Annotated in this window: 9 protein-coding genes; 5 read left to right on the top strand and 4 right to left on the bottom strand. The window is 64.9% G+C overall.

Annotation, left to right across the window (positions count from 1 at the left end; all coding sequences use genetic code 11):
* Nucleotides 1-82: 82 nt before the first annotated feature.
* Nucleotides 83-916, bottom strand: a complete 834-nt coding sequence (locus HV823_RS15035; protein WP_246301472.1) for an alpha/beta fold hydrolase — start codon at nucleotides 914-916, stop codon at nucleotides 83-85.
* Between HV823_RS15035 and HV823_RS26720 the strand changes: the two genes are divergently transcribed.
* On the top strand, nucleotides 900-1,151 hold the full coding sequence (locus HV823_RS26720) for a hypothetical protein (RefSeq protein WP_246301471.1): 252 nt from the start codon (nucleotides 900-902) through the stop codon (nucleotides 1,149-1,151). The genes HV823_RS15035 and HV823_RS26720 overlap by 17 nt on opposite strands.
* Before the next feature lie 64 nt (nucleotides 1,152-1,215).
* Entirely contained in the window at nucleotides 1,216-2,244 is a 1,029-nt protein-coding gene (locus HV823_RS15030) for a GlxA family transcriptional regulator (RefSeq protein ID WP_246301470.1), read from the top strand.
* A 118-nt stretch (nucleotides 2,245-2,362) separates the two neighbouring features.
* Here the strand turns inward: HV823_RS15030 and HV823_RS15025 are convergent, their stop codons facing one another.
* From HV823_RS15025 to HV823_RS15015, 3 genes are all read right to left on the bottom strand, one after another.
* Nucleotides 2,363-3,043: a redoxin family protein gene (locus HV823_RS15025; RefSeq protein WP_176950534.1), complete on the bottom strand. Its 681-nt coding sequence runs from the start codon at nucleotides 3,041-3,043 to the stop codon at nucleotides 2,363-2,365.
* Between the two features lie 104 nt (nucleotides 3,044-3,147).
* Entirely contained in the window at nucleotides 3,148-6,414 is a 3,267-nt protein-coding gene (locus HV823_RS15020; protein WP_176950533.1) for an adenylate/guanylate cyclase domain-containing protein, read from the bottom strand.
* Nucleotides 6,415-6,546: 132 nt separating this feature from the next.
* Entirely contained in the window at nucleotides 6,547-7,395 is an 849-nt protein-coding gene (locus HV823_RS15015; protein WP_176950532.1) for a LysR family transcriptional regulator, read from the bottom strand.
* Between the two features lie 309 nt (nucleotides 7,396-7,704).
* Here HV823_RS15015 and HV823_RS15010 point away from each other — a divergent pair, with 309 nt between their 5' ends.
* From HV823_RS15010 to HV823_RS15000, 3 genes are all read left to right on the top strand, one after another.
* Nucleotides 7,705-10,155 (top strand): GcvT family protein, encoded by a 2,451-nt coding sequence (locus tag HV823_RS15010; RefSeq protein ID WP_176950531.1) that lies wholly within the window; start codon nucleotides 7,705-7,707, stop codon nucleotides 10,153-10,155.
* Entirely contained in the window at nucleotides 10,152-12,599 is a 2,448-nt protein-coding gene (locus HV823_RS15005) for a GcvT family protein (protein WP_176950530.1), read from the top strand. Before HV823_RS15010 ends, HV823_RS15005 begins: the two co-directional genes overlap by 4 nt.
* Nucleotides 12,600-12,735: 136 nt before the next feature.
* Nucleotides 12,736-13,212, top strand: coding sequence for an HXXEE domain-containing protein (locus tag HV823_RS15000; RefSeq protein ID WP_176950529.1), 477 nt, complete (start codon nucleotides 12,736-12,738; stop codon nucleotides 13,210-13,212).
* Nucleotides 13,213-13,260 lie beyond the last annotated feature (48 nt).

Below are 13,260 nucleotides of genomic sequence, written 5' to 3'. Positions count from 1 at the left end.
CTTCGTCTGGGGGTAAGCCCGGCACCGCCCCCATGGGAGCGATACCGGTTTGTGAGAGCGATGCGCTTGGCGCCCGTGCCGGTCAGGACTTCGCGAACTCCAGCAGGTCGGCGTTCAACTGGTCCTTGTGGGTATCGGTGATCCCGTGCGGGGCGCCCGGATAGACCTTCAGGATGGCATGGGGCACGAGCTTCTTGGAGGCCCGGGCGGCTGCGTCGATCGGGACGATCTGGTCGTCGTCACCATGGATGATGATCGTCGGCACGTCGAACTTCTTCAGGTCCTCGGTGAAGTCGGTCTGCGAGAAGGCGACGATGCTGTCGTAGGTGTTCTTGTGGCCGCCCATCATACCCTGCAGCCAGAAGCTGTCGATCATGCCCTGCGAGGCGGTTGCACCCGGCCGGTTGAAGCCGAAGAATGGACCCGAAGCGATGTCCTTGTAGAGCTGCGAGCGGTCCTTCAGGCTCGCCGCCTGGATGCCGTCGAAGACCTCCTTCGGCAGGCCGCCGGGGTTCTTGTCGGTCTTTACCATCAGCGGCGGCACGGCGGAGATAAGACCGGCCTTCTTGACGCGGCCGGTGCCGTGGCGGCCGATATAGCGGGTGATCTCGCCGCCGCCGGTGGAAAAGCCGGCGATGAATATGTCGTTCAGATCCAGCTGCTCGATCAGGTCGGCGAGGTCGTCGGCATAGTGGTCCATGTCGTTGCCGTCCCAGGGCTGGCTGGAGCGGCCATGGCCGCGGCGGTCATGGGTGATGACGCGGAAACCGTTGTTGGCGAGGTGGAAAGCCTGGGCCTCCCAGCTGTCGGACGACAGCGGCCAGCCATGCGAAAGGACGACGACGGGGCCGTCCTTCGGACCCCAGTCCTTGTAGTAGATTTCGACGCCGTCGCGGGTGATGATCCTGCTTGCCATGGTCGTTGCTCCTTCTGACTTCGTTTGGGGGGCGGCAGCGTCAGCTGCCTTTGCGGGGGATTGGACTGCGCCGACTGCGGCGGCGGTTGCGGCTGCGCCGAATGCCCCTGCCAGGATGTTGCGGCGGGAGAGCGTTGCGGTCGCGGTGGTTGCTATTGCCTTTGCCATGACTGTGTTCCTTTCCGAGCAGGTGGTTGTTTTGTTTCAACTCTTGGCTTCCGTTCCGAAGCTGTGATTGAATAGATACAGCCGCCTGCCGGATCTCTCGACCGGCAAAGCTGACAACGATGGAGGCAGAATTGACAAAGGGGACGGCCGTGGAGCCTGTCGAGATCGGGATCGTCGTTCACGAGGAGGCGCTGATGTCGGCCGTCTACGGACTGACCGACATGTTCAACGTCGCCAATCTGCAAAGCCGCGAGCAGCACGGCATGAACGCGCCGCAGATCCGCACCAGCCACTGGAAGCTGGGTTCCGACGGGTCGGTGCGGCGCGGCTTCGACAGCCATTCCGAACTGGAAATCCGGTCGCTGTCGGCTCTTATCCTGCCGCCGACCCTGTCTGTCGAGCTGCAGCTGAAGCGCGATCTTTCGGAAATTTCACAATGGCTCCGGCAGAGGCATTCCGAGGGAACCGTGGTCAGTTCCGTTTGCGGTGGCGCCTATCTTCTGGCCGAATCCGGCCTGGTCGAGGGCAGGGCGCTGACGACGCACTGGTCGCATGCCGAGCAGATCGCCCGCCGCTTCCCGCAGGTCAATGTCGACACCGACAAGCTGATGATCGACGAGGGCGACATCATCACGACCGGCGGCATGATGGCCTGGATCAATCTGGGGCTGAAGCTTGTCGATCGCTTCATGGGATCGACGGTGATGCTGGAGACGGCCCGGTTCATGGTCGTCGATCCCGGCGCGCGCGAACAGAGCTACTACAGCGTCTTCGCACCGCGCATGGACCATGGAGACCAGGTCATCCTGAAAATCCAGCACTGGCTGCACGGGGCAAACACCAAGGGCATCACCCTGCAGATGATGGCCGATCGCGCCGGGCTCGGGGAGCGCACCTTCCTGCGCCGCTTCCAGAAAGCCACCGGAATCAATCCGACCGAATACTGCCAGCGCCTCAGGATCGCCAAGTCGCGGGAACTCCTCGAGCGCTCCTATCTCTCAATCGAGCAGGTGGCCTGGCAGAGCGGTTACGACGACAGCAATGCCTATCGGAAGATCTTCCGCAAGATCCTCGGGATTTCGCCAAGCGAGTACCGGATGCGGTTTTCGATCGCCGGCGGGCAGCGGCAACCGTCGCTTGCGGATGCGGCCCCGGCCTGAACGCGCTGGAACGGCGCCGCGTATCGCGTGGAAAAAGGCTTCACGCGATACGCTTTACGACATTGTTTTTGCACATGTCGCTGTCACGAAACCGCTGAACACTTTTGCGCGGCGTGCTTCAATGCGGCAGTTGCGAGGCCGCCGACATCAGTTCCTCGGCTCGCGGGATCGCGAACATGTTCGATCCGTCGCCATCGACCTCGGTGAACGACCAGCGCACGATTCCGTTGCGGTCGAGCAGGAATTCTCCGACCAACTGGCCGCCAGTGCGCTCCTCCGTCTTCTCGTCGGCCGGCGTTTTCTCGTAGCCGTCCAGCGTATTGAGGTAGGTCGAGGCGTCGAACGGGTTCATCGGCTCGGGCAACTCGCCCGGCATCTCCATCCGCATCGACATCACGGTCGGGATCGAGACCTTGTAGGGCCAGGCATCCTCATGTTCGGTGAACTGCAGGTTCGGCAGGCCGAAGGCGCGGTGGGCGATGCTGTCGGGATCCGAGGCGGCAATCACGCCCGGCAGCGGATGGTAGCGGAAATAGAGCCGCGCCCGCTCGATCGGCGTGTTGACGACCGTGAGGCTGTCGATGCCCTTTTCGTGCAGCGACGAGGCCAGTTCGGCGGAGGCTGCGATATGGCGGCGGCAGAAGGGGCATTGCAGCCCACGGAAAAGGCCGATCAGCACACCTGACTGGCCGCGAAAATCGTCGATCGAAACCTTGCCGCCGTGGTTGATCGCATCCAGCACCACGTTCGGTGCGCGATCGCCGGGGCGAAGGGGGCGTTCCATTGCATGCTCTGCCATTGGTTGCTCCTCCGACTGAAGCGCCTTACGTCGGGGCCGGACGCGCGGCGCTTCTCGTTTGCTTTTCGCTTGCCGCGTCCGCGGACCGAAGACCGCAGACGCGGCTAGTCGAGAAACGGCAGGACGATGAGGGCATCAGGGTCGAGGCCGTGTCTGGCACAGACCTGCTGCGCCAGTTCAAAATACTCCTCCGCCTTCTCCAGTTCATTCAGTTCGAGGCAGAGCGTCGCCAGACCATCATAGCACGGAAACAGCAGCTGCGCCTCCGCGCTGTCACGAACGAGGTCGAGTGCTTCCAGGAAATTCTCGCGCGCGGCGTCGATTGCGCCATGGCATTGGCGGATCTGGCCGAGCACAAGCAGGGGGACCGGCAGGTGGTCGCGCTGGCCGAGCGCGCGGTCGATCGCGATCGCTTCCTCCACGGCCGGAAGCCCTTCGGCCATGCAACGGTCGGTAAAGGTGCAGAATGCGACGGCGAGGTTGGTGAGCAGGCGTGCCTGGTGCCCGAGATCGCCGATCTGCCTGGCCATGTCGTAGCCGCGCCGGCAGACCTCGATCGCCCGGGCCGGATCGATCATCGTGTAGAGGGCGCCGAGATTGGTGTATCCGCGGCAGGCGGTATTGAGGTGGTTTGCGCCAAGCGCGATCTCGACGCTGCGCTCGACCATCTGCAGCGCTTCCCGGGGCTGGCCGAGACGGGCCAACGATACGCCTTTTGTGTTGAAGGCGCGGGCGATCGCGAGCGCGATATCGGCCTTCTCCGCCTCGTTCGGCCGTGGTGGGAGGTGATTGGCACATTCCAGCGCCCTGTCTGCCCAAAGGGCGGCCCGCCGGTAGTCGCCGGCGCGGAAGGCGAGGTGTCCCTGGCGCTGCATCAGGTGGGCGAGCTCGATCGGTGCATCGACGCCTTCCAGCAGGTTCTGGGCCTCGTCGAAACAGGTAGTTGCCCGCTCGCGGTCACCGGCTTCGAAGGCAAGCTGGCCGAGCTTGCGCAGGATGCGCGCGGCCGCGGTCACGTCGCCGCCTTCGCGCGCGGCTGCAAGCAAGTCCTCGTAGAGATGACGGGCCTCCTCGCCGCGGCCCACCGGCTGGCAGAGGTCGGCGTAGCGCTCCCCCGGAACCTGCCAGGCATCGCCGCCAGCCGCCTCGGCGGCCGAGAGCGCGCGCACATAGAGGCGCATGGCGTCGGCATTCGCATAGGCCTTGCGTGCGAGGTCGCCGGCGGCCGTGAAGTATTGCGCGCCCTTATCCTTTTCCGCCGAAGCGGCAAAATGGTAGCCGAGCTCGATCAGTTGCTCCGGATGTTCGGGCACGCCGCCCTGGCGGCGCTCCAGCAGGGTGCCGATGGCGCCATGCAGTTCGGTTCGTCGCCGCAGCAGCAGATTGTCATAGAAGACCTCGTGCAGCAGCATCTGGCGGAAGGCGTAACGCGGGGCCGCCTGCGAAGGGATATCCGCCAGTTCCTCGATGATGTCGGCCTCGCCGAGGCATTGGAGGTTCGCCTCGATGTCGTCGACACCCGTGGGAAGCGCCTTCAGCAGAGCCACGTCGAAGCGGTGGCCGATGACGGAGGCGACCTGCGCCAGGCGCCGCGCATCGGCCGGCAGCCGGTCGAGGCGGGCGAGCATCATGGCCTGGATGCCGAGCGGCATCTCGGTCTCCGCGGCTGCGGTCCTCGCCTCCCAGCCCGCCGCTGCACGATGCAGAACCCCGGTCTCGATCAGCGTGCGCAGGATTTCCTCGATGAAGAATGGATTGCCCTCGGCCCTCTCGACGATGCGGCGGCGCAGTGCTTCCGGTAGGACGCAGCCGTCCAGCGCGCCGTCGAGGAGGGCGGCGGTCTCGGTGACCGACAGCGGGCTCAGCCGCAGCGTCGTCTGGCTGGCGCGGGCGGAACTCAGCACCTCGGTCTCGAAGCCGGGACGATGGGTGACGAGCAGCATCAGCCGGCGGCTCTCGATCCGGTCCATGATGAACCGCAGGGCATCGATGGAGACGCTGTCGGCCCAATGCAGGTCTTCGATCACCACCAGCAGCGGCGATTGCTCCATGCGGCGATCAAACAGGGTGCGCATGGCATGGAAGATCTGTCGCCGGAGCTGGTCCGGCTCCAGGAAACGCAGCGCGCCGTCGGGATCGCCGAAGCCCAGCACGAAGAGGAAGAGGGGCTGCAGCCTGTCGATCTCGTTCTCGGCAAGGCCGAGATCGGTCAATCCGGCAACGAGCAACTCGCGGGACCGCTCGAGATTGTCCCCGGGCGCTATCCGGTAGGCCTGCCTTAGGCTTGCCGCCAGCGTGCCGTAGGAGGGTTCTCCGAGCGACGAGCAGGCGATCTGGCGGATGGTGATGTCCGGCTGCGCGGCCCGGATACGGTCGAGGAAGGCTTCCACCAGTCGGGTCTTCCCGATGCCGGCATCGCCGATCACGCGCACCAGTTGCGTGGCGCCGCCGCGGACCTGCTCCAGGCATCGCAAGAGGGTCGCAAGGTCTCCATCGCGGCCGATCATGGCGGTGTCGATGCCGAAGCTCGCAAGGCCGCGGGCGGGCGGCGGCGCGTCGAGCGAGGCTTCAAGCCGGAAGACCGGCGTCTCTCCGGCCTTGCCGCGCAGCGGCAGGGTGCCGAGAGCGGTGAAATCGAAGGCGTGCTGGGTCAGCCGGCGCGTGACCGCGCCCACCAGTATCTCGCCTGACCCGGCCATGGCCTGCAGGCGCTGGGCGGTGTTCACGGTGTCGCCGGTCACCGAGTAGGACTTGCTGCCGCCGACGCCGACGCCACCGGCAACGACGGGTCCGGTATTGACGCCGATATGCAGTGCCAGCGGCTGGCCGAGACGCGCCTCCCAGCGCTCCTCGATGCGGGCCATCCGCACGCGCATGTCCAGTGCCGCCCGCAATGCGCGCTCCGGATCCCGCTCATGCGCGACGGGGGCGCCGAACAGGGCCAGCAGCGCATCGCCGACGAACTTGTCGACATAGCCACCCTCGGCGGCGACGGCGGCGCTCAATTCCTCGAAAACCTCGTTCTGCAGGGCCTGCAGCATTTCAGGATCGATCCGTTCCCCCAGCGTCGTGTAGCCGCAGAGATCCGCAAAGAGTGCAGTGACGATGCGGCGGTCGGATTCGGTCTCCCGAGCCGCCGCCGGCGACCTTGATTGCGGATGCGAAGCCGAAGATGCGCCGGCCGACTGCGGCTTGGCCGTACTCGCCACGCCGGCCGGAGGCACAAGGCTCGTTCCGCATTTGGGACAGAACGCGAAGTCGGGTGGCGAAACCTGGCCGCAGGAAGGGCACGTCTTCTGCTGCGGTGTTCCGCATCTGGGGCAGAAGGCAAAACCGTCCTCGACCTGGAAGCCGCATGCCGCGCAGTTCATGGCGTACGCCTCGTCGCAATCGGAACCCGCGATTTGACGCACGTGATCCGAAGGCTGCGAATCATGCGCCTGCGGGCACGCAGTTGCAACGGCGGGGACGTGCGCTGCGGCGAAGCGTGCGTCGGGACGCTGTCAGGCTGCCAGCAACGCCTGCAGAAGGGTGATAATGCGGCGATGCTGGTGCGCATGGCGGGTGCGGACGTTGACGGCGGCGTAGACGGTCTGCGGGATCGGGTCGACATCCTGCACGCGGCTGACCGCCCCGCTGCGGGCAAGGCGGAGCGCATCGGGCGCCAGCACATAGGCCGAACCGCCGAGCTTCGCCATCAGTGCCATGATCGCCGTCGTTTCGCCGCTTGCGATCGGCGCGGTCGACAGGTGGGGAAGAGCCTGGCGATGCAGGCGATCGAAGGCGGGAGAATAGACGGCCTGGATATAGTCTTCCGGCTTCACGTCTCCGATCCGCGTCACCTTGTTGCTTACCATTTCGTAGCGCACGTCGCCGATGGGCTCGTAGTGCAGCTCCGGTAGATGGTGCGGCGTGTAGAGGATCGCGAGATCCAGGTCGCCCGCCGCGAGATCGCGGTTCATCTGTTTGGAATAGTCCACTTCCAGATAGATCGATGTGCCGGGAAGGTCCTTTCGGACCGCCGCCAGCCAGTCGCCGGCATAGTGGGCGGCGAGGTCGTGTTGCAGGCCAATGCGCATCGAGCGCTCGTAGGCGCCAGCGGACTCCACCGCGCGTGCGGCCTCGTGCCACTGGTGCTGGATTGCCTTGGCGTGGTCGTGGAAGCGCAGGCCCGCCGCCGTCGGCTGGGTGCCGCCCTTGTTGCGGGCAAACAGCGGCCGCCCCAGCACCGCCTCCAGCGCCTTCATCCGGTGGGAGACGGTGGATTGCGTCAGGTTCAGCCGCTCGGCGGTGCGATTGAAGCTGCGGGTCTCCATCAGGTCCAGATAGGTCTCGATGAGCTCGATCTGCATGGGCGGGCTCTGGTTACCGGCGTTGCCCCTCATCCCGCTGCCGCGACCTTCTCCCCGCAGGCGGGGACAAGGGGAGCGCCGCACCCGCTCTGGCTCAACCGTCAGATGGGGCAAGGCGTTACGTCGCGTGTCGTTCTCCCCGCTCACGGGGAGAAGGTGCCGGCAGGCGGATGAGGGGCAACCTCCACGGATAGGAATGAATTCGACACGCCGACACTAATCGAAATCCTCGATCAATAAAGCGGATTTTCGCAGCTTGCCGGGAGTCGAATTGGTTGCCACAAATCGCTGGCAATCAAGGGGAAGAGAATGTCGAACTTGCCGTCACATGCACGCGTCGTGATCATCGGGGGAGGGGCGGTCGGAGCGTCTGCGCTCTATCATCTGGCGAAGGCCGGATGGACCGACTGCGTGCTTCTGGAGAAGAACGAGCTGACGGCCGGCTCGACCTGGCATGCGGCCGGCAACGTGCCGACATTCTCTTCCTCCTGGTCGATCATGAACATGCAGCGCTATTCGGCCTCGCTCTACCGCGAGCTCGGCGATCTGGTCGATTATCCGATGAACTACCACGTGACCGGCTCGATCCGGCTCGGCCATTCCAGGGAGCGGCTGCAGGAGTTCAAGCGCGTCGTCGGCATGGGCCGTTACCAGGGCATGGACCTCGACATTCTAACCCCCGACCAGATCAAGAGCCGTTATCCGTTCGTGGAAACTCACGAGCTGACCGGCGCGCTCTACGACCCCTATGACGGCGACATAGACCCGGCGCAGCTGACCCAGGCGCTGGCGAAGGGCGCGCGCGACCTGGGCGCCAAGATCTTCCGCTTCTGTCCGGCGACTGGCGCCCGGCGCGAGAACGACGAATGGGTGATCACGACGGCGCAGGGCGAGATCCGCTGCGAATACGTCGTCAACGCCGCCGGCTATTATGCCCGCGAGGTCGGCAAATGGTTCGGCCGCGACGTGCCGATGATGGTGATGAGCCACCAGTACATCCTATTCGAGGAGATCCCGGAGCTTGCCGCCTGGTCAAAGGAAGTCGGCCACAAGCTACCGCTGCTCCGCGACGTCGACAGCTCCTATTATCTCCGCCAGGAAAAGACCGGGATGAACCTCGGTCCCTACGAGAAGAACTGCAAGGCGCACTGGACGACGCCGGGCGATCCGATGCCGGACGACTTCTCGTTCCAGCTGTTCCCGGACGACCTCGACCGGCTCGAATGGTACCTGAACGACGCCTGCGAGCGCGTGCCGATCCTCGGCACTGCCGGCCTGTCGCGGATGATCAACGGGCCGATCCCCTATGCGCCGGACGGCAACCCGCTGATCGGGCCGATGCCGGGCGTGCCGAACGCTTTCGAGGCCTGCGTCTTCACCTTCGGCATCTGCCAGGCGGGCGGGGCCGGCAAGGTGCTGGCCGAATGGATCACCGAAGGCGAGACGGAGTGGGACATGTGGTCCTGCGATCCGCGCCGCTTCACAAGCTTCGCCTCGGAGCAGGACTACTGCATCGACAAGGGTATGGAAATCTACGGCCACGAATATGCGATGCATTTTCCGAAGCACGCATGGCCGGCAGGACGCAACCGCAAGCTCTCGCCGATCCACGACCGGATCGCGGCGCTGGGCGCCCAGTTCAAGCCGTTCAACGGCTGGGAGCGGGCCAACTGGTATGCGAAACCCGGCGACGACACCTCCGAGGAGGCGACCCAGACCTGGAACCGGGAGGGGCCGTGGCGGCCGCGGATCGAGGCGGAATGCCGCGCCGTCACCGAAGCTGCCGGCATCCTCGACCTGCCCGGCTTCTCGCGCTACCGGGTGAAGGGCGAGGGGGCGACGGCGTGGCTTTCCTCGCTGATCACCGGGCGGGTACCAAAACCAGGCCGCATCGGCCTTGCCTACTTTGCCGACGATAAGGGCCGCATTGTCACGGAAATGTCAGTGATGATGCTGGACGAGGACTTCTTCTTCCTGATCACCGCCGCAACCGCCCAGTGGCACGATCTTGAATGGCTGCAGAAGCATTTGCCGAAGGACGCGGCATTCACGATCGATGACGTCACGGAGAATTTCTCCTGCCAGATCCTCTCCGGCCCGAATTCGCGGGCGATCCTGGCCGAGGTTTCCGATGCCGACCTTGCCAAGGGCTGGCTGACGCATCTGAGCTGCCAGATCGCCGGGCGCTGGTGCCAGCTGGTGCGCGTCTCGTTTGCCGGTGAACTCGGCTGGGAGATCCATACCAAGGTCGAGGACACCGCCGCCATCTTCGATGTCATCTGGCAAGCCGGCCAGAAGCACGGGCTCAAGCCCTTCGGCATGGAGGCGCTCGACAGCCTGCGCATCGAGAAGGGTTACCGCGCCTGGAAGGGCGATCTTTCCACCGACTATACCGTCCTGCAGGGCGGGCTTGAGCGCTTCGTCGACTGGTCCAAGCCCGATTTCAAGGGCAAGGCGGCGCTGGAGCGGGAGAAGCAGCAGGGCGTTTCCAAGCGCTTCGTGTTGCTGACCGTCGACGCCGGCGACTGCGACGCACCGTACATGTCGACGCTCTGGCACGACGGCAAGGTGGTAGGAGAGACGACCTCCGGCAACTGGGGCTATCGCACCGGCAAGTCGATTGCACTCGGCATGCTGCACGCCGATCTGGCAGAGCCCGGCACCGAGGTCGAGGTCGAGATCTACGGCGACCGCTTCAAGGCCATCGTCCAGCCGGACGGGCCGCTCTTCGATCCCAACAATGAAAGACTGCGCGCATGAGCAAGCCCATTCCCAACAAAGCCCGCGCGGTCATCATCGGCGGCGGCGTCTCCGGCTGCTCGGTCGCCTATCACCTGGCAAAGCTCGGCTGGACCGATGTGGTGCTTTTGGAGCGCAAGCAGCTCACCTGCGGCACGACTTGGCATGCGGCGGGCCTGATCGGCCAGTTGCGCGCCTCGCAGAACATGACGCGGCTGGCGAAATATTCCGCCGACCTCTACGTAAAGTTGGAAGCTGAAACCGGTATCGGCACCGGCATGCGCCAGTGCGGCTCGATGACCGTGGCGCTGACGGAGGAGCGCAAGGAGGAGATCTACCGCCAGGCGTCGCTCGCCCGCGCCTTCGATATCGACGTGCGCGAGATCTCGGTCGACGAGGTCAAGGCGCTGTACCCGCACCTCAATACGGCGGATGTGAAAGCCGCAGTACACCTGCCGCTCGACGGCCAGTGCGACCCGGCCAACATCGCGATGGCGCTCGCCAAGGGCGCGCGGCAGAACGGTGCCACGGTCATCGAGGGCGTGAAGGTCACCTCCGTGCTCACCAAGGATGGCCGGGTGACGGGCGTCACCTGCGAGCAGAACGGCGAGAGCTTCACGATCGAGACAGACAACGTCGTCAACGCCGCCGGCATGTGGGGGCGGACGCTCGCCGACATGTCAGGCGTGACGCTGCCGCTGCACGCCTGCGAGCACTTCTACATCGTCACCGAGCCGATCCCGAACCTTGAGCGGCTTCCGGTGCTGCGCGTGCCGGACGAATGCACCTACTACAAGGAGGATGCCGGCAAGATGCTGATCGGCGCCTTCGAGCTGAAGGCCAAGCCCTGGGGCATGGACGGCATCTCGGAAGATTTCTGCTTCGACCAGCTGCCGGAAGATTTCGACCACTTCCAGCCTATCCTCGAAAACGCGATCAACCGCATGCCGATGCTGGAAACCGCCGGCATCCACACCTTCTTCAACGGCCCGGAGAGCTTTACGCCAGACGACCGCTACTATCTCGGCGAGGCGCCGCAACTGAAGGGCTACTGGGTCGCGGCCGGCTACAATTCGATCGGCATCGTCTCCTCAGGCGGCGCCGGCATGGCGCTGGCGCAGTGGATGAACGACGGCGAGCCGCCGTTCGATCTCTGGGAAGTCGATATTCGCCGGGCGCAGCCGTTCCAGAAGAACCGCGCCTACCTGAAGGATCGCGTTTCGGAGACCCTCGGCCTCCTTTATGCCGATCACTTCCCCTATCGCCAGATGGCGACCGCGCGCGGCGTGCGCCGCTCGCCGATCCACGAACACCTGAAGGCCCGTGGCGCCGTGTTCGGCGAGGTCGCAGGCTGGGAGCGTGCCAACTGGTTCGCCAAGGAAGGCCAGGAGCGGGAATACAAATATAGCTGGAAGCGGCAGAACTGGTTTGAGAACCAGAAGGAAGAGCACATGGCCGTGCGCGAGGGCGTCGGCCTGTTCGACATGACCTCGTTCGGCAAGATCCGCGTGGAGGGGCGCGATGCACTCGCCTTCCTGCAAAAGCTCTGCGCCAACCAGATGGACGTGGCTCCCGGCAAGATCGTCTATACCCAGATGCTGAACGCGCGCGGCGGCATCGAGAGCGACCTGACGGTGACGCGGCTTTCGGAAACGGCGTTCCTGCTGGTCGTGCCCGGCGCGACGCTGCAGCGCGACCTCGCCTGGCTGCGCAAGCATCTGCAGGACGAGTTCGTCGTCGTCACCGACGTGACGGCATCGGAAAGCGTGCTCTGCGTGATGGGGCCGAAGGCGCGCGAGTTGATGGTCAAGGTCAGCCCGAACGACTTCTCCAACAGCGCCCATCCGTTTGCCACCGCGCGCGAGATCGAGATCGGCATGGGCATCGCCCGCGCCCACCGCGTCACCTATGTCGGCGAGCTCGGCTGGGAGCTCTACGTCTCGACCGACCAAACGGCGCATGTGTTCGAGGCGCTGGAAGAGGCAGGTGCGGATGTCGGGCTGAAGCTTTGCGGCCTGCATACGCTCGACAGCTGCCGCATAGAGAAGGCGTTCCGCCATTTCGGCCACGACATCACCGACGAGGACCACGTGCTGGAGGCCGGACTCGGCTTTGCGGTCAGGGTCAACAAGGGCGACTTCATCGGCCGCGAGGCGGTGCTGCGCCGGCAGGACAAAGGGCTGGGGCGGCGGATGGTGCAGTTCAAGCTCGCCGATCCCGAGCCGCTCCTGTTCCACAACGAGGCGCTGGTGCGCGACGGAAAGATCGTCTCGACGATCACCTCGGGCAACTACGGCCACTTCCTCGGCGGCGCGATCGGCATGGGGTACGTGCCCTGTGAGGGCGAGAGCGAAGAGCAGGTGCTGGCGTCGCGCTACGAGATCGAGGTTGCCGGGGTCCGCGTAAAGGCGGAGGCCTCGCTCGCGCCGATGTATGACCCGAAGGCGTCGCGGGTGCGCATGTAGGCGGCCAGAAGCACACAGGCAGACGCAGACGGCAGCAGCATACAGGCGTTCACGACAGTAGACTGGCATTCAAGACGGCAGACGGAAGTTTCGGATTGTGGTTGCCGCCCGCACGCGGCCTGGCTGGAGGGTTCAGATGAGCTTGCAGGATCTCGCCTGGCTGGCGATGGCGGCCTATGCCGTCCACATCATGGAGGAACATACGTTCGACTGGCGGAACTGGGCGCGGGGCGTCATCGGGCTACCGGTCGAATGGGCCGACTTCTACGTCACGAACGCGGTAGTGATCGCGATCGGCATCGCGCAGGCGCAACTGGCGCCGACCGTGCCGCTGATCCCACTGACCTTCGCAGCACTGATGCTGATCAATGCGGTGTTCTTCCACATCCTGCCGGTGATCCGCACGAAAGGGCGTTTCTCGCCCGGACTTGTCACCGCGGTGGTGCTGTTCCTGCCGCTCGGGACGGCGATCTTCATGAAGGCGGCGGAAGAGGGACACCTCGATTTTGCAACGGGCCTCTGCGCGTTCATCGGCGGGGCGCTGCTGATGGCCTATCCGGTGGTGATGCTGCACCTGAAGGCAAAACCCTATTTCCAGCAGGCCGAAAAATGACTGTGCCTTTTCTTCCTCCGTTTCATCTCTCTTTCCATGGAGCTTTCA

The sequence above is a fragment of the Mycoplana rhizolycopersici genome, assembly GCF_013378445.1.
GTDB classification, from domain to species: domain Bacteria; phylum Pseudomonadota; class Alphaproteobacteria; order Rhizobiales; family Rhizobiaceae; genus Mycoplana; species Mycoplana rhizolycopersici.
The sequence above is the reverse complement of the archived record's forward strand: the minus strand, read 5'-3'. Positions and strand labels throughout refer to the sequence as shown.

Excerpts from the sequence above, each read along its gene's own strand:
- HV823_RS15035 (WP_246301472.1), bottom strand. The coding sequence starts at position 916 with ATGGCAAGCAGGATCATCACCCGCGACGGCGTCGAAATCTACTACAAG.
- HV823_RS26720 (WP_246301471.1), top strand. The coding sequence starts at position 900 with ATGATCCTGCTTGCCATGGTCGTTGCTCCTTCTGACTTCGTTTGGGGG.
- HV823_RS15015 (WP_176950532.1), bottom strand. The coding sequence starts at position 7,395 with ATGCAGATCGAGCTCATCGAGACCTATCTGGACCTGATGGAGACCCGC.
- HV823_RS15000 (WP_176950529.1), top strand. The coding sequence starts at position 12,736 with ATGAGCTTGCAGGATCTCGCCTGGCTGGCGATGGCGGCCTATGCCGTC.
- HV823_RS15005 (WP_176950530.1), top strand. The coding sequence starts at position 10,152 with ATGAGCAAGCCCATTCCCAACAAAGCCCGCGCGGTCATCATCGGCGGC.
- HV823_RS15025 (WP_176950534.1), bottom strand. The coding sequence starts at position 3,043 with ATGGCAGAGCATGCAATGGAACGCCCCCTTCGCCCCGGCGATCGCGCA.
- HV823_RS15020 (WP_176950533.1), bottom strand. The coding sequence starts at position 6,414 with ATGAACTGCGCGGCATGCGGCTTCCAGGTCGAGGACGGTTTTGCCTTC.
- HV823_RS15010 (WP_176950531.1), top strand. The coding sequence starts at position 7,705 with ATGTCGAACTTGCCGTCACATGCACGCGTCGTGATCATCGGGGGAGGG.